17 protein-coding genes are annotated in these 14,686 nt (G+C 74.4%); 3 read left to right on the plus strand and 14 right to left on the minus strand.

The window, feature by feature from the left end; genetic code table 11:
* Positions 1–2 precede the first annotated feature (2 nt).
* The 5 genes from ABZV78_RS21575 to ABZV78_RS21595 all read right to left on the minus strand — a co-directional run bounded on the left by ABZV78_RS21575 (position 3) and on the right by ABZV78_RS21595 (position 4,704).
* Entirely contained in the window at positions 3–701 is a 699-nt protein-coding gene (locus ABZV78_RS21575; protein ID WP_355641111.1) for a regulatory protein RecX, read from the minus strand.
* An 11-nt stretch (positions 702–712) separates the two neighbouring features.
* Complete coding sequence (gene recA, locus ABZV78_RS21580; protein WP_091311980.1) at positions 713–1,759, minus strand: recombinase RecA; 1,047 nt, start codon at positions 1,757–1,759, stop codon at positions 713–715.
* A gap of 184 nt (positions 1,760–1,943) precedes the next feature.
* On the minus strand, positions 1,944–2,144 hold the full coding sequence (locus tag ABZV78_RS21585; RefSeq protein WP_355641113.1) for a DUF3046 domain-containing protein: 201 nt from the start codon (positions 2,142–2,144) through the stop codon (positions 1,944–1,946).
* A gap of 3 nt (positions 2,145–2,147) precedes the next feature.
* Positions 2,148–3,491, minus strand: coding sequence for an MFS transporter (locus tag ABZV78_RS21590; RefSeq protein WP_355641115.1), 1,344 nt, complete (start codon positions 3,489–3,491; stop codon positions 2,148–2,150).
* A gap of 70 nt (positions 3,492–3,561) precedes the next feature.
* On the minus strand, positions 3,562–4,704 hold the full coding sequence (locus ABZV78_RS21595; RefSeq protein ID WP_355641117.1) for an acyl-CoA dehydrogenase family protein: 1,143 nt from the start codon (positions 4,702–4,704) through the stop codon (positions 3,562–3,564).
* A 92-nt stretch (positions 4,705–4,796) separates the two neighbouring features.
* Between ABZV78_RS21595 and ABZV78_RS21600 the strand changes: the two genes are divergently transcribed.
* Positions 4,797–5,435 (plus strand): 4a-hydroxytetrahydrobiopterin dehydratase, encoded by a 639-nt coding sequence (locus ABZV78_RS21600; RefSeq protein WP_355641119.1) that lies wholly within the window; start codon positions 4,797–4,799, stop codon positions 5,433–5,435.
* Positions 5,436–5,446: 11 nt separating this feature from the next.
* On the opposite strand, the gene ABZV78_RS21605 is transcribed toward ABZV78_RS21600, so the two are convergent.
* Genes ABZV78_RS21605 through ABZV78_RS21615 form a run of 3 tightly spaced genes read right to left on the minus strand, consistent with a single transcriptional unit; the run spans position 5,447 to position 7,712 of the window.
* On the minus strand, positions 5,447–6,145 hold the full coding sequence (locus tag ABZV78_RS21605) for a UdgX family uracil-DNA binding protein (protein WP_355641121.1): 699 nt from the start codon (positions 6,143–6,145) through the stop codon (positions 5,447–5,449).
* A 53-nt stretch (positions 6,146–6,198) separates the two neighbouring features.
* Positions 6,199–6,321 (minus strand): hypothetical protein, encoded by a 123-nt coding sequence (locus ABZV78_RS21610; RefSeq protein WP_355641122.1) that lies wholly within the window; start codon positions 6,319–6,321, stop codon positions 6,199–6,201.
* A 53-nt stretch (positions 6,322–6,374) separates the two neighbouring features.
* Positions 6,375–7,712, minus strand: coding sequence for an aminotransferase class I/II-fold pyridoxal phosphate-dependent enzyme (locus ABZV78_RS21615; RefSeq protein WP_355641124.1), 1,338 nt, complete (start codon positions 7,710–7,712; stop codon positions 6,375–6,377).
* A gap of 38 nt (positions 7,713–7,750) precedes the next feature.
* Between ABZV78_RS21615 and ABZV78_RS21620 the strand changes: the two genes are divergently transcribed.
* Positions 7,751–8,998, plus strand: a complete 1,248-nt coding sequence (locus ABZV78_RS21620; RefSeq protein WP_355641126.1) for a bifunctional pyridoxamine 5'-phosphate oxidase family protein/GNAT family N-acetyltransferase — start codon at positions 7,751–7,753, stop codon at positions 8,996–8,998.
* A complete protein-coding gene (gene leuE / locus ABZV78_RS21625) occupies positions 8,995–9,663 on the plus strand; it encodes a leucine efflux protein LeuE (protein WP_355641128.1) in 669 nt (222 codons plus the stop codon). The genes ABZV78_RS21620 and leuE overlap by 4 nt, the downstream gene beginning before the upstream one ends.
* 23 nt (positions 9,664–9,686) lie before the next feature.
* Here the strand turns inward: leuE and ABZV78_RS21630 are convergent, their stop codons facing one another.
* The 6 genes from ABZV78_RS21630 to ABZV78_RS21655 form a co-directional block, all read right to left on the minus strand.
* Positions 9,687–10,610 carry a sporulation protein gene (locus ABZV78_RS21630; protein WP_355641130.1) on the minus strand — a complete coding sequence of 308 codons (924 nt, stop codon included), beginning with the start codon at positions 10,608–10,610 and terminating at the stop codon, positions 9,687–9,689.
* Positions 10,611–10,736: 126 nt separating this feature from the next.
* Positions 10,737–11,801 (minus strand): hemolysin family protein, encoded by a 1,065-nt coding sequence (locus ABZV78_RS21635; RefSeq protein WP_355641132.1) that lies wholly within the window; start codon positions 11,799–11,801, stop codon positions 10,737–10,739.
* Between the two features lie 76 nt (positions 11,802–11,877).
* Positions 11,878–13,233, minus strand: a complete 1,356-nt coding sequence (locus ABZV78_RS21640; protein WP_355641134.1) for a hemolysin family protein — start codon at positions 13,231–13,233, stop codon at positions 11,878–11,880.
* 161 nt (positions 13,234–13,394) lie between these two features.
* On the minus strand, positions 13,395–13,727 hold the full coding sequence (mnhG, locus tag ABZV78_RS21645; RefSeq protein ID WP_355641136.1) for a monovalent cation/H(+) antiporter subunit G: 333 nt from the start codon (positions 13,725–13,727) through the stop codon (positions 13,395–13,397).
* Positions 13,728–13,785: 58 nt separating this feature from the next.
* Positions 13,786–14,049: a monovalent cation/H+ antiporter complex subunit F gene (locus ABZV78_RS21650; protein ID WP_355641138.1), complete on the minus strand. Its 264-nt coding sequence runs from the start codon at positions 14,047–14,049 to the stop codon at positions 13,786–13,788.
* On the minus strand, positions 14,046–14,678 hold the full coding sequence (locus tag ABZV78_RS21655; RefSeq protein ID WP_355641140.1) for a Na+/H+ antiporter subunit E: 633 nt from the start codon (positions 14,676–14,678) through the stop codon (positions 14,046–14,048). The genes ABZV78_RS21650 and ABZV78_RS21655 overlap by 4 nt, the downstream gene beginning before the upstream one ends.
* Positions 14,679–14,686: the final 8 nt, after the last annotated feature.

Consider the following 14,686-nt stretch of genomic DNA (forward strand, 5'->3'; position numbering starts at 1 on the left):
GGTCAGTCGAGGGGGCGGGAGGCGGGGTCGAGGTCGTGCTCGGCGTCGGCGAGGGCGTCTGCGTCGATGTGCTCGGCGAACTCGGCCGCCTCGGCGCTCTGCGCGGCCAGCGCGTCCTTGACGGCCCGGATGGCCACGCCGGCCGGGTAGCCCTTGCGGGCCAGCATGCCGACCAGGCGACGGAACACCGCGTCGGGCTCGCCCCGGGTCGCGCGCAGCTTCCGCTCCACCAGGGCCCGGGCGGTCTCCGCCTCGGTCTCCTCGTCCAACTCGTCGAGGGCCTCGCTGGCGACCTCGCCGTCGACGCCGCGCTGGCGCAACTCGTTGGCGAGCGCCCGGCGGGCCAGCCCACGGCCGTTGTGCCGGCTGCTCACCCAGGCCCGGGCGAACGCGGCGTCGTCCACGATGCCGACCTCGTCGTAGCGGTCGAGAACCTGGTCGGCGACCTCCTCGGAGATGCCCCGCTTCGCCAGGGCGCCGGCCAACTCGGCACGGGTACGCGGCCGGACCGCGAGCTGCCGCAGGCAGATCTCCCGGGCCACCTCGGCCTCGTCGCGGGGCGGCGCGGGCGTCGTCTCGGCATCGGGTTCCTCGGCCCGGCCGCGACGGCCACGACGGGGCCGGGGTGGAGTGGTGGCGTCACCCGTGCGGGGCGGGCTGGCGTCCCAGCCCCGCCCCGTACGGGCGCGTCGTCCTGCCACGGGTCAGCGGATCAGAAGTCGACCGGCGGCAGGTCCGGCCCGCCGGCGGCGTCGCCCGCGCCGGTGCCGACGCCGAGCTTCTCCAGGATCTTCTTCTCGATCTCGGCCGCCACGTCCGGGTTCTCCCGAAGGAACTCACGGGCCTTCTCCTTGCCCTGGCCGAGCTGGTCACCGTCGTAGGTGTACCAGGCGCCGGACTTGCGGATGATCGCCTGCTCCACGCCGACGTCGATCAGCGAGCCCTCGCGGGAGATGCCCTTGCCGTACATGATGTCGAACTCGGCCTGCTTGAACGGCGCGGCGACCTTGTTCTTCACGACCTTGACCCGGGTGCGGTTACCGACCACGTCGGTGCCGTCCTTGAGGCTCTCGATGCGGCGCACGTCGAGCCGGACCGAGGCGTAGAACTTGAGCGCCCGACCACCGGTGGTGGTCTCCGGGCTGCCGAACATCACGCCGATCTTCTCGCGGAGCTGGTTGATGAAGATCGCCGTGGTGCCGGTGTTGTTGAGGACACCGGTGATCTTCCGGAGCGCCTGGCTCATCAGCCGGGCCTGGAGACCCACGTGGCTGTCGCCCATCTCGCCCTCGATCTCGGCGCGCGGCACCAGGGCGGCGACCGAGTCGATCACGATGATGTCGATCGCGCCGGAGCGGACCAGCATGTCGGCGATCTCCAGCGCCTGCTCGCCGGTGTCCGGCTGGGAGACCAGCAGGGCGTCGGTGTCGACGCCGAGGGCCTTCGCGTATTCCGGGTCGAGCGCGTGCTCGGCGTCGATGAAGGCGGCGATGCCGCCGGCCCGCTGCGCGTTGGCCACCGCGTGCAGGGCGACCGTGGTCTTACCGCTGGACTCCGGGCCGTAGATCTCGACGACCCGGCCGCGGGGCAGGCCGCCCACGCCGAGCGCCACGTCGAGCGCGATGGAGCTGGTCGGGATGACCGCCGTCTGGACGACGGGCCGCTCCCCCAGCCGCATCACCGAACCCTTGCCGAACTGCTTGTCGATCTGAGCGAGAGCAAGGTCGAGTGCCTTCTCCCGGTCCGGCCCTGCCGCCATCGTTGCCACCCCTGCCTTCGCCGGCGTCTTCCCTGAGCTTCGCGTCACGCGGACACGCTAGGCGCTGGGTCCGACAGAAAACCAGCCGACGGGCCGCGAGCTGTGGACGAGCACCCCGCTGTGGACAATAGCCGAACAGGTGTACGACTCGACAAGCGACACGCGGAATCGACGAAAAGGCTGCTCAGCGTAGTCGCGCGGGTACCCGGTCGGGATAGGCGGCGACCACGGCGCGCCACACCACGTGCGTCTCCTCACCCGCCGCGAGGGCCTGCTCGATGGTCCGCCCGCCGAGCTGGGACAGCACCTGGTCGCTGGCGATGCTGCCCGCGTAGCCCGGCCCGAACGCCTCCTCCAGCCGCGCCCAGAAGTCGGTCAGCCGCACGTGTCACTCCTCCTTGCCGGGCACCTCGTCCGCGGGACGCCCGAGTTCCTCCGGCGCCCCGACGGGTGCCGGACGCAACGCTAGCGCCACCAGCGGCACCACCGCGATCGCCGCCAGCAGGGTCAGGGTCGGATAACCCACGGCCCGCATGACAAACCCGCTCGCCGCCGCCGCGCCCGCCCCGGCCAGCCCCATGACCAGGTCGGAGAGGCCCTGCACGCCGGGCCGGTCGGCGGTGGGCACCGACTCGGACAACAGCGTGGAGCCGGCCACCATGGTGCCCGACCAGCCCAGCCCGAGCAGGGCCAGACCCACCGAGAGCAGCGGCGTGTGGTGCCCGGCGGTGCCCGCGACCGCGCAGGCGGCCAGCAGCAGGGCCACCCCGCCGAGGATCACCGGACGCCGGCCCAGCCGGTCGGTGAGCCAGCCGACCAGCGGGGAGAGCGCGTACATGCCGGCGATGTGCAGGCTGAGCACGATGCCGACCACCCGCAGCACGTCCGCGTCGGAGTGCGACTCGCCGAGGCGTACCGGGGTCATCGACATCACGGCGACCATCACCAGATGGCCCATGGCCACGGCGGCGATGCCGAGGCGGGCGGCAGGCCGGCCGCGTACCGTGCGCCAGGCCGCGACCATGCCCGCGCCGCGCCGGGCGGTCCCGCCCGGCGCCGCGGCCGGGTCCGCCGGGGTCTCGGCCGCCGCCAGCCGGCGCGCGGTGAGCAGCGGGTCCGGCCGGAGCAACGCCGCGAGGACGACGGCGGCCAGCACGAACGCGACGGCGCTGAAGGCGAACGGGCCGGCCAGCGCCGGCATGCCCCAGCCGCGGGTGGTGGCGTCGGCGAGCGCGGCGAAGTTCGGCGCGGCCACCGCGCCGATGGTGGTGGCCCAGACGACCAGCGAGAGCTGGCGCCCCCGGCGGGCCGGCTCGGCCAGGTCCACGGCCGTGTAGCGGGCCTGGAGGTTGGCCGCGGTCCCGCCGCCGAAGAGCAGCATGCCGAGGAAGAGCAGCGGCACCTGCTGCGCCACGGTCGCGGCCACCACCAGCACGCCCCCGACCGCTCCGACCAGGTACGCCATGACCAGCCCCGGCCGCCTCCCCCGAGCCGTCATGATCCGGGTGACCGGCACGGCGAGCAGCGCCGCGCCGACCACCCCGGCGCTCTGCGCCAGCCCGGCCAGGGCGGTGCCGGCGACCCGGGCGGCGAGCAGCGCGCCGACCGAGAGGCCGATGGTGACGCCGATGCCGCCGATGATCTGGGTGAGGAAGAGCAGCCGGACGGTGCGCCGCTGGATCGGGGCGACGTCGAGCCGGCTCGGGGCCGGCGCGGTCAGGTCGGTGGCCATGGCGACGCTCCTGGAGGTAAGGGGTGACCCATCCTCCCGCACCCGACCGGGTCGCCGGCACCCGGTTTCGCTACAGGCCGAGCCCCCGGCCGATGATCTCCTTCATGATCTCGGTGGTGCCGCCGTAGATGGTCTGCACCCGGCTGTCCAGCCAGGCCTTCGCCACCGGGTACTCCAGCATGAAGCCGTAGCCGCCGTGCAGCTGGACGCAGCGGTCGGCGACCTTGTTCTGCAGCTCGGTGGTCCACCACTTGGCCTTGGCCGCGTCGGTCACCGAGAGCCGCCCGGCGTTGTACTCGGCCACGCAGTGGTTGACGAAGGTCCGCGCGATGGTGACCTCGGTGTCCAGCTCGGCCAGGAGGAACCGGTTGTGCTGGAAGCGCCCGATCGGCCGGCCGAACGCCTCCCGGGAGCGGGCGTAGTCGAGGGTGAGCGCGAGCAGCTTCTCCGCCGCCGCCACCGCGGCGACCGCGATGCTCAGCCGCTCGCGGGGCAGGTTGGCCATCAGGTGGTAGAAGCCGTGGTTCTCGGTGCCGATCAGGTTCTCCGCCGGCACCCGGCAGTCGTCGAAGAACAGCTCGGCGGTGTCGTTGGCCTTCAGGCCGACCTTGGCCAGCCGCCGACCCCGGGCGAAGCCGGGCGTGCCGTTCTCCACCACGATCAGGCTCACCCCGTGCGCGCCCTGGTCGGGGGCGGTCTTGGCGACCACCACCACGAGGTCGGCCAGCTCGCCGTTGGTGATGAACGTCTTCTGCCCGTTGAGCACCCAGCTGTCGCCGTCGCGTACCGCGCTCGTGCGGATGCCGGCCAGGTCGCTGCCCGCGCCCGGCTCGCTCATCGCGATGGCCGTGACCACGTCGCCGGAGCAGAAACCCGGCAGCCAGCGCTTCCGCTGGTCGTCGGTGGTCAGCTCGGTCAGGTACGGGGCCACCACGTCGTTGTGTAGCCCGAAGCCCAGCCCGGTGCAGCCGGCCGCGATGATCTCCTCGTCGAGCACCGCGTTGAACCGGAAGTCCCGCTGCCCGCCGCCGCCGTGCTCGGGGTCGACGTCCATGCCGAGCAGCCCGGCCGCGCCCGCCCTGCGCCACACCTCCCGGTCGACGATTCCGTCGGCCTCCCAGCGCTCGTGGTGCGGCACGGCCTCCCGGGCGAGGAACTGACGGCACAGGCCCCGGAACTCTTCGTGGACGGGTTCGTAGAGATGCTGCTCCATGGCGGCCAGTCTGGCACCGCCCGCCCCCGCTGCCCAGAGGCGAACCGGCCGCCGCACTGGTCCCGCGCACCGGGGTACGCCAGCATGGCGGGATGAGCACGCTGACCGGAGCGCAGATCGCGGACGCCGCCCTGGACGGGTGGACCTTCCTCCTCGGCGCCCTGCACACCCGCATCCGTACGCCGGACTTCGCCGCCGGACTGTCGCTGGTGGACGCCATCGGCGCCGAGGCCGAGCGGCGGGACCACCATCCCGACCTGGACCTGCGCTACACCCACGTCGACGTGCGGCTCCGGTCGCACGACGCGGGCGGGGTCACCGACCGGGACGTCCGGCTGGCCCGGGCCATCTCCGCGCTCGCGGCCGAGGCCGGCCTGTCGCCGGCCCACACCGGCGTGTCCCGGCTCGAACTCGCCCTGGACAGCCCGGACTTCGCCGCCGTGGCGCCCTTCTGGCAGGCGGTGCTGGCCATGGAGCACCGCGATGACGAGGTGCGCGATCCGGCGGGCGCGCTGCCCACGGTGTGGTTCCAGGAGTCCGGCCGCGACGAGCCCCGCCAGCGCTGGCACCCCGACGTGTGGGTGGACGCGGCGGAGGTGAAGCCGCGCATCGAGGCCGCGCTCGCCGCCGGCGGGACGCTCGTCAGCGACGCGGCGGCGCCGCACTTCTGGGTGCTCGCCGACGCGGACGGCAACCGGGTCTGCCTCTGCACCTGGCAGGGGCGCGACTGAGCGGCCGGGCCTCAGCGCAACGCGCGGGCGGCCACCTTCAGGTCCTTGACCAGCCCGTCGTACGCGACGTCCTGGTTGTCGGCGCGCAGCACCGCGGAGGGGTGGATGGTGGCCAGCAGCCGGGCGTCCGGGGCGTCGGCGACCTTGCCGGCGCTGTCCACCGGGACCCGGGCGAAGTCCTCCGGGTGCTGGGCGGCGGCCGGCCAGGGCATCAGCTCGCCGCGCTGCTTGGTGACCCGGAAGGTCGGGCCGAGCAGCGCCTTGGCGGCGGTGGCGCCCAGCACCACCACGATCTCCGGATGGAGCCGGGCGAACTCGGCGACCAGCCAGGGCCGGCAGGCGGTTATGTGCACCCGGTCCGGCGTCTGGTGGATCCGCCGCTTGCCGCGCAGCTCGAAGCGGAAGTGCTTGACGGCGTTGGTGAGGTAGATGTGGCCGGGATCGATGCCGGCGTCGTCCACGGCCTTGCGCAGCAGCCGGCCGGCCGGGCCGACGAACGGCAGCCCCTTCTGGTCCTCCATGTCGCCGGGCTGCTCCCCGACGAGGACCATCCGGGCGCTCTCGTCGCCCCGGCCGAACACCGTCTGCGAGGCGTCCCGGTAGAGCTCGCAGCCCCGGCAGCCGGCCGAAGCGGTGCGCAGCTCCTCGATGGTGTCCGCCTGCGGTGGGATGAACTCCTGGGCTCCGGGGGCGTTCTCGGTCTCGGCCATGCCAGCTTTATATACCGGTTTCGGCACCGACGCCGGATGCGCCCTGGCCAGGGTCAGTATCCGTTGCCACCGCCACCGCCCCGCGAGGCCAGCGCGATCGCGATGATCACCAGGATGATCACGACCGCCGCCACGCCGATCCAGAGACCGGTCTTCCGGGACCCGTTCGATGCCATGGCACCCACCTCCCGGCCGCGGGTACCCACCGAGAGCCGGGCCATGCCACGGCTCAGGTGGTGAAGCCGGCGGGCGCCGGCCGGACCGCGCGGGCCACCGCGTCGGCGAGCGGGCCGAGGTCGGCCTCGTCGAGCGGGCTGACGGTGATCCGCACGCCGGGCGCGGCGGCGATCCGGTTCAGCGCGCCGGGGGCGACCGACCAGCCGGCGTCCCGCAGGGCGGTGACCGCGACCGTCTCGTCCGGCACCGGCACCCAGACGTTGATCCCGGTCCGCCCCCGGGCGGCCAGCCCGCGCGCGGCGAGCGCCTCGACCAGCCCGTCGCGCCGCCGGTCGTAGCTCTCCGCCGCGCTACGCACCAGGTCGGCGGTGGCCGGGTCGCGCCAGAGCGCAAGGACCAGGCGTTGCAGCACGGTGGAGACCCAGCCTGCGCCGACCCGGGCCCGGCCGGCCACCCGGGCCACGGTGGCCTCGTCGCCCGCGAGCACCGCGAGCCGCAGGTCGGGGCCGTAGGGCTTGCTCACCGACCGGACGAAGGCCCACGCCGGGGTCGCCCCGGCGAGCGGGTGCAGGGGTACGCGGGCCAGCTCGGCGGCGTGGTCGTCCTCGATCAGCAGCAGGTCGGTGCGGCCGGCGAGGAGCGTACGCAGCTCGGCGGCCCGGTCGGCGGAGACCGCGGCGCCGGTGGGGTTCTGGGCCCGGCTGGTGACGATCAGCGCGCGGGCGCCGGCGGCCAGCGCGGCCCGGACCCCCGGTGTGGTGGGGCCCTCGTCGTCCACCGGCACGCCGATGCCGCGCAGCCCGAGCGCGGCGAGCAGATCGAGCAGGTTGGCCCAGCCGGGGTCCTCGACGGCGACCGCGTCGCCGGGGCGCAGGTGGGCGGCGAGCAGGCGCTCGATGCCGTCGAGCGCGCCGCCGGTCACGGTGATGTCGTCGGCCGGCACCCCGTCGGCGGCGAGCCGGTCCCGGGCGGCGGCGGTCAGCTCGGGCAGGACGGCGGTGACCGCATAGCCGCCGGGCGCGCCGATCTCGGCGGCGAGCGCGGCCAGGTGCGGGCCGAGCGGCGGCAGCAGCCGGCTGTCCGGCTGACCGGCGGAGAGGTTGCGGGCGCCGGGCAGCGGGGGCGGCATCAGCGCCGCGCGGCGGGTGGCCACCGGCGGGCGGGGACGCACCCGGGTGCCGTGCCGGCCGGCGGTGGCCACCAGGCCGCGCTGCCGCAGCTCCTGGTACGCCCGGGCGACGGTGGCCGGGCTGACGCCCAGCTCGGTGGCGAGGGCGCGGACGGCGGGCAGGGCGTCGCCGGGGGCGAGATCGCCGGTCCGGATGCCGGTTTCCACGCTCGCCGAAATCGCCGCCGACGAGGAGCCGCTGACCTGATAATGTGCTGCCACAGTTCGGAGATTGTACTAGAACAAAGGTGAGATGTCGCATGTACCCCCCGACCGAACGGACCACCGCAACCCGCATGCGGGCCCGGATGAGCTATGACGAGGCCGCCGCCCACGCCGTGCTGGACGAGGCGTACCACTGCACGCTCGGGTTCACCGTGGACGGCGAGCCGCGACTGCTGCCCACGCTGCACGTCCGGATCGGCGACACCCTCTACCTGCACGGCTCCACCGGCAGCCGGCCGCTGCTCGCCGCCCGCGACGACGCCGGGCTGCCGATCTGCGTCGCGGTGACCCACCTCGACGGGCTGGTCTTCGCCCGTTCGCAGTTCAACCACAGCGCCAACTACCGGTCCGTGGTCGCCCACGGCACCGCCCGCCTGGTCACCGACGAGCGGGAGAAGCTCGCGGTGCTCACCGCGTTGGTCGAGAAGGTGGCCGCCGGGCGCAGCACCGACAGCCGGCCGCCGAGCCGCCGGGAGCTGGCCGAGACCGCCGTGCTGGCGCTGCCGCTGCGCGAGGTGTCGGTCCGCACCCGGGCCGCCGGGGCCAACGACGATCCCGCCGACCTCGACCTGCCGTACTGGGCGGGGGTGGTGCCGCTGCGGCTCTCCGCCGGCATGCCGGAGCCAGCCGCCGGGGTGACCGCGCCGGTGCCGGCGTACCTGCGGCCGGCCCCGTCACCGTGGCTGGAGCCGGTGGTGCTGCGCGGCGAGCACGTCGTGCTGGAGCCGCTCGACGAGTCCCACGCCGAGGAGCTGTACGCCGCCCTCGACGACGAGGAGGTCTGGCGGTACGTCGGCACCCCGCGCCCGGGCGGCGTCGAGGAGATGGCGGCCTACGTCCGGGCCTCGCTCGACGCCCACCGACGCGGGGTGCGGATGCCCTGGGTGCAGCGCTGCGCGGTGACCGGCGCGGTGGTCGGCACCACCTCCTACTACCAGCCCGACGCCGAGCTGCGCACCGTGGAGATCGGCTACACCCAGCTCGGCCGCCCCTGGTGGCGCACCGGGATCAACACCGAGGCGAAGCTGCTGCTGCTCACCCGGGCCTTCGAGGAGCTGGACGCCATCCGGGTCACCTGGCAGACCAGCTCGCTCAACGAGCGCTCGCAGCGAGCCATCGAGCGGCTCGGCGCGGTGCGGGAGGGGACGCTGCGGTCCAACCGGCGGCGCGCCGACGGCACCTGGCGGGAGTCCGCGCTCTACTCGATGCTCGCCTCGGAGTGGCCAAACGCACAGGTCACGCTGCGGGAACGGCTTCGTCCGGCGGTGCCCTCGGCGTCATGATGACCGGCGTGCTGGGGATCACCGACATCTGGACGTACCTGCTGGGCACCGTGGCGATCGTGCTGCTGCCCGGGCCGAACTCGCTCTTCGTGCTCTCCACGGCGGCGCGCCGTGGCGTGGCGGCCGGCTACCGGGCCGCCGGAGGCGTGTTCGTGGGCGACTCGGTGCTGATGATCCTCTCCGCCGCCGGAGTGGCGTCGCTGCTCAAGGCGTACCCGGCGCTCTTCCTCGTGGTCAAGTACGCCGGCGCCGCGTACCTCGCGTGGTTGGGGTTGGCCATGCTGCGCGGCGCCTGGCAGCGCTGGCGCGACCGCAACGACCCGGCGACGCCGCGGCTCATCGACGCGGCGGAGCCGGCGGCGGTGCGCAGCCCGTTCCGGCGGGCGCTGGTGATCAGCCTGCTCAACCCGAAGGCGATCCTCTTCTTCATCTCCTTCTTCATCCAGTTCGTCGACCCCGGTTACGCCTGGCCGGCGCTGTCCTTCCTGCTGCTCGGGCTGATCGCCCAGGTCACCAGCGCGCTCTACCTGACCGCGCTGATCCTCACCGGCACCTTCCTGGCCGCCCAGTTCCACCGCCGGCAGCGGCTCGCCGCGACCGGCACCACGGCCATCGCCGTGCTCTTCCTCGGCTTCAGCCTGAAGCTCGCCACCGCCTCGGTCTGACCCGCCGCGGCGGCGGCCGGCGCTCAGGTGCCGTCGCCGCCTCCGCCGCCGACGCCCGCGCCGCCGGCGGTGCCACCGAGGCCGTAGCCGGGCGCGACCGGCTCATCGGGCGGACGGCTGACGTGCGCGGACTCGCTGATCCGGCCGGACCAGTCGGCGTGCGCGGCGGCCGCGGCGTGGCGCTCGATGGCGTGCCGCAGCCAGCCGTCCACGGTGGTGACCCAGTCCCGCCGGTCGGCCCCGGCGTGCCACACCCGGAACCGGCTGATGCTCTGGTGGGTCACCCCGGCCAGGGCGAGCCGGCGGTCCATCCAGAGCAGCACCTCCAGGCCGGCCGCGTTGGTCACGAAGATCACCTCCAGCTCGGTGATCGGGCCGGCATAGAGCGGGGCGACCCAGAAACCCAGCCGCTGGTGGAACGGGAGCGCCTGCTCCACCCCGGGCAGCCGCCCCTGCTGGAGCCCGGCCTGCCGCATGACGAAGCCGAGGGTGTCCAGCGCGGCGAGGACGTGCTGCTGGGTGGGGATCGGGTGGACGAAGACCGGCACCATGGCGCCCTGGTCCAGGTCCGGGTCGACCGACACCTCGGTACGCAGCCCGGTGCGCAGGCTCATCAGCGGCACCCCACCGAAGATCGTCACCGGGGTCTCCCAGGGCAGCGGGATGGCGAAGTCGACCGCCCGCCGCCGCCCCGCCGGCACCACGAACCGGCCGGCGATCGGCACCTGGTGGTACTGCACCAGCCGGCGGGGCGACTCCGGATCCTCCGGCTCGACCTGGGCGACCAGCCCGAGCCGGATGTGCCGGACGGCAATGTCGCCGCCGCCGGCGGACACCGTCACCCGGCCGGGGAGGCGCAGGCCGGGACGGGTGCTCGGATTGGGCAACGTGGTGCTCGCCGACAGCCCGGTCCACACGGACTCCGACGACACCCCGGTCAGCCGCATGCCGCGGGCATTCCCGCTGCCCGCCCCGCCATGCGCCGCCCGCGGCGCACGGTGCGGGTGCGTCTGTTGTCGCCGGAGCGACAACAGACGCACCCGGAGCGGTCGGCGAAAGAGGCCGGGAGAGCGTCAGCGCATCCGGCGGCCTCGGGGCACCGGGTCGGTCTCGTCGTCGAACTCGCCGATGACCTCCTCGAGGAGGTCCTCCAGCGCGACGAAGCCGATCGGCCGGGTCGGGCCGCCGCCGTTGCGGACCAGCGCCAGTTGGGCCTGCCGCCCCCGCATGGCGGCGACCGCCTCGGTGACCGACGCCTCGCCGGGCAGGGTGAACGCCGGGGACATCAGCTCCCCGGCGGTGGCCGGCCGGCCGGTGGTGACCGCGCGGACCGCCTCGCGGACGTGGACGAGGCCGCAGACCTCGCCGCCGGCGTCGATCACGGCGAGCCGGGACCGGCCGCTGTCGCGGGAGACGTGCTCGATCCGCTCGGCGGTGTCGGTCCGGCGTACCGTGACGATCCGGTCGAACGGCTCCATCACCTGCGCCACCCGGGTGCCCTGGAGCTCCAGCATGCTGGTCAGCAACTGGTGCTGCTCGGCGCCGAGCAGCCCGTGCTCGCGCGACTGCTCCAGCAGGATGCGCAGCTCGTCCGGGCCGTGCACCTGGGCGAGCTGGTCCTGCTGGCGCACGCCCACCAGCCGCAGCACGGCGTTGGCCAGCGCGTTGAGCGCGGACAGCACCGGGCGGGCGACCCGGGCGAAGGCCCGGAACGGCAGCGCCAGCAGTGTGGCCGAGCGCTCGGCGTCGGTGATCGCCCAGGATTTCGGGGCCATCTCGCCGATCACCAGGTGCAGGAAGGTCACCAGGGCCAGGGCGACGAGCAGCCCGACCAGGTGGCTGACCGCGTCCGGCAGCCCGACCGCATGCAGCAGCGGGCTGAGCAGGTGCTCGATGGCCGGCTCGGCCAGCGCGCCGAGGCCCAGGGTGCACAGGGTGATGCCGAGCTGGGCGCCGGCCAGCATCAGGCTCAGCTCGCGGACGCCGTCCAGCGCCGCGCGGGCCGCCCGGCCGCCCCCGGCGGCCATCTGTTCCAGGCGGTACCGCTTCGCCGCGACCAGCGCGAACTCGGCCGCCACGAAGAAGCCGTTGAGCGCCAGGAGCACCACCGAGAAGAAGAGCGCAAACCCCGGGCTCATGCCGCCACCTCGCTCCGCTCGGCGGCGGCCTGAGCCCGGAGCGGGGCCAGCCCTCTGATTCGCTCGCTCCGCTCGCTCATGCCGCCTGCTCCCCGTGCGCGCCGGCGGTCGTCTGGAGCCGGACGGAGTCAGCCACGTGCCGGTCCACGGCGAGCACCTCGACCAGGGCGCGCGGGCCGGCGTCCGGCTCGTCGCCGTCGACGGCGAGCGCGATCTCCAGCCGGTCGCCGACCTCGGGCACCCGGCCCAGCTCCCGCATGACCAGGCCGGAGAGCGTGTCGTACTCGGGGGCCTCGGGCAGCGCGATGCCGGTGCTGTCGGCGACCTCGTCGATCCGCCAGCGGGCCGGCACCACCCAGGAGCCGTCCTCCTGCCGGGCGGGGGCCCGCTCCGGCGGGTCGTCCTCGTCGCGGATCGGCCCGACCAGCTCCTCGGCGATGTCCTCCAGCGTGATCACGCCGGCGAAACCGCCGTACTCGTCGACCACGCAGGCGAGCTGGCGGTGCCCGACCCGGAGCCGGTCCAGCACCGTCGGCAGCGGCAGCGTCTCCGGCACCAGCAACGGGGGTACGGCCACCGCGGCGACCCGGGTGGTCGCCCGCTCGGCCGGCGGCACCCCGAGCACGTCGGCGATGCCGATGACGCCGACCAGGTCGTCGACGCCCTCGGCGCCGCGCACCGGGAATCGGGAGTGGCCGGTGTCGAGCAGCTCGACGACGCGGCTGACCGGCTCGTCGGCCCGTACGGTGTGCACGTCGACCCGGGGGACCATGGCCTCCCCGGCGGTGAGCTCCCGGAAGTCGAGCCCCCGGTCCAGCAGGTCGGACATCTCGGCGTCGAGGTGCCCCTCCTCCCGGGACTCGGCGATGATCTGCTCCAGGTCCGCCGGGGTGGCGCCGCTGGGCAGCTCCTCGATCGGTTCGATGCCGACCCGGCGGAGCAGCCGCACGGCGGCCCGGTCGAACAGGGTGATCACCGGTCCGGCGATCCGCAGGTACATGAGGGTGGACCGGGCGAGTGCCCGGGCCAGGGGCTCGGCGCGGGCGATGGCCAGGTTCTTCGGGGCCAGCTCGCCGAGGACCATCTGCACGATGGTCGCGATGATGAGGGCGAGCGCCAACGACAGCGGCAGCGCCACCCCGCTGGAGACCCCGGCGAGGCCGAGCAGGTCGGCCAGCCCGGCGCCCAGGTAGGGCTCGGCGGCGTAACCGACCAGCAGGGCGGTCACGGTGATGCCGAGCTGGGCGCCGGAGAGCATGAACGAGAGCCGGCCGGTCACCTCCAGGGCCCGGGCGGCGGCGGGGTCGCCGCCGTCGGCGAGCTGCTTGAGCTTGCCCCGGTCCACGGCGACGTAACCGAACTCCTGGGCCACGAAATAACCGGTGGCGGCGGTGAGCACGATGATGAGGACGAGTCCGACGAGGATCAGCACGGGAGGTTCATGGCTCCCGGGGTCGTCGGGTCCAGAGGTTGCCGGGCACGACCCGGCTGGCTACTGCTGCCCTCCTGGGCAGAGGAGTCGATCATGTGGCCATTTTATCGGCGGCGGCTGGACGTTCGCTGAGGGTGCCGGAAGCCTCCCCGCTGTCCGGTTCACCGCCCGGCCAGCTCGTCGGCGTCCAGCAGGTCCCGGTCGAACCGCCCGGAGCGGTAGGCGGCCCGCCCGATCATCTGCGCGGCGACCGGCGCGGTGGCCAGCTGGAAGACCGCCACCAGCGCGATCATGCCCAGGTCCGACGGCGTACGCAGGCGCAGCGCCAGGCCGGCGAGGAGCAGCAGCACGCCGAGCACCTGCGGCTTGGTGGCGGCGTGCATCCGGTCCAGCACGTCCGGGAAGCGCAGCACGCCGATCCCGGCGACCAGGCTGAGCAGCGCCCCGGCCAGCAGGAAGGCCCCGCCCAGCCAGTCCGCGACCGCCCCGCTCACGCTGGGCCGTCCTTCGTTCGCGACTGCGGGGCTCGCAGGCCCGGCTCACTCCTCGCGCTCACGCTTCCTCCCGGACGGCGAAGCGGACCAGGGACACCGAGCCGACGAAGCCGAGCAGGGAGAGCACCACGAGCACGGGCACCGTGGTGGCGTGGCCGTTGACCGCGGCCTCCGCGCCCACCGCGCCGAGCATGGTGGAGAGCAGCAGGTCGGCGGCGACGACCCGGTCGAGCAGGGACGGGCCGCGGTAGATCCGGGCCAGGGCGAGCAGGGCGGTGACCGAGAGCAGCACGGTCAGCGCGAGGGCGAGGAGCGCGGTCACGGGTGGTTCCTCCGTTCGACGGGTTCGGGACTGAGCTGGCGTACCTCCGCGGGGGAGCCGACGGCACGGACGATGCGCCGTTCGACGGCGAGGACCCGCTCCCGGCTGTTGGTCAGGTCCTCCGGCCCGCGGACGTCGAGCACGTGCACGTAGAGCACCCCCCGGTCGCGGTCCACCTCGAGGATCAGGGTCCCCGGCACCAGGGAGATCACCTCGGCGGTGAGCGCCAGGTTGAGGTCGGTGCGCACCCGCAGCGGCACCGCGATGATCGCGCCGCGCGGGCGGAAGCCGGGGCGCAGCGCGACGGCGGCGACGTGCAGGCTGGCGCTGACCAGTTCACCGGCGAAGGTGACCGCGAGGACCAGCAGCGGGCCGGGGCGCAGCCGCCCGCCGAAGGTGACCGGCGGGAGCGGGAAGAACAGCAGCACGGCCGCGCCGATCACCAGGCCGGCAAGCAGGTTGCCCCAGGACAGGTCGCCCCAGAGCAGCACCCAGATGCCGACCAGCCAGCCGAGCGCGACGGCCTGGTCCCGCCGTGGGCCGGGGCGGGCGGCGGCGGGACCTGCCGGCAGCAGCTCCCGGCTCTCCTCCAGCAACACGTACGGCTCGTCGGCCGGGATCTCGTCCATGAGCGCGC

The organism is Micromonospora sp. NPDC004540, assembly GCF_040610095.1.
Lineage (GTDB): Bacteria > Actinomycetota > Actinomycetes > Mycobacteriales > Micromonosporaceae > Micromonospora.

What these genes read in the sequence shown, in the direction of transcription:
- ABZV78_RS21620 (WP_355641126.1), top strand. Translation starts at nt 7,751, where the DNA reads ATGTACCCCCCGACCGAACGGACCACCGCAACCCGCATGCGGGCCCGG.
- ABZV78_RS21635 (WP_355641132.1), bottom strand. Translation starts at nt 11,801, where the DNA reads ATGAGCCCGGGGTTTGCGCTCTTCTTCTCGGTGGTGCTCCTGGCGCTC.
- ABZV78_RS21590 (WP_355641115.1), bottom strand. Translation starts at nt 3,491, where the DNA reads ATGGCCACCGACCTGACCGCGCCGGCCCCGAGCCGGCTCGACGTCGCC.
- ABZV78_RS21600 (WP_355641119.1), top strand. Translation starts at nt 4,797, where the DNA reads ATGAGCACGCTGACCGGAGCGCAGATCGCGGACGCCGCCCTGGACGGG.
- ABZV78_RS21610 (WP_355641122.1), bottom strand. Translation starts at nt 6,321, where the DNA reads ATGGCATCGAACGGGTCCCGGAAGACCGGTCTCTGGATCGGCGTGGCG.
- ABZV78_RS21630 (WP_355641130.1), bottom strand. Translation starts at nt 10,610, where the DNA reads ATGCGGCTGACCGGGGTGTCGTCGGAGTCCGTGTGGACCGGGCTGTCG.
- ABZV78_RS21595 (WP_355641117.1), bottom strand. Translation starts at nt 4,704, where the DNA reads ATGGAGCAGCATCTCTACGAACCCGTCCACGAAGAGTTCCGGGGCCTG.
- recA (WP_091311980.1), bottom strand. Translation starts at nt 1,759, where the DNA reads ATGGCGGCAGGGCCGGACCGGGAGAAGGCACTCGACCTTGCTCTCGCT.
- leuE (WP_355641128.1), top strand. Translation starts at nt 8,995, where the DNA reads ATGATGACCGGCGTGCTGGGGATCACCGACATCTGGACGTACCTGCTG.
- ABZV78_RS21605 (WP_355641121.1), bottom strand. Translation starts at nt 6,145, where the DNA reads ATGGCCGAGACCGAGAACGCCCCCGGAGCCCAGGAGTTCATCCCACCG.
- ABZV78_RS21655 (WP_355641140.1), bottom strand. Translation starts at nt 14,678, where the DNA reads ATGGACGAGATCCCGGCCGACGAGCCGTACGTGTTGCTGGAGGAGAGC.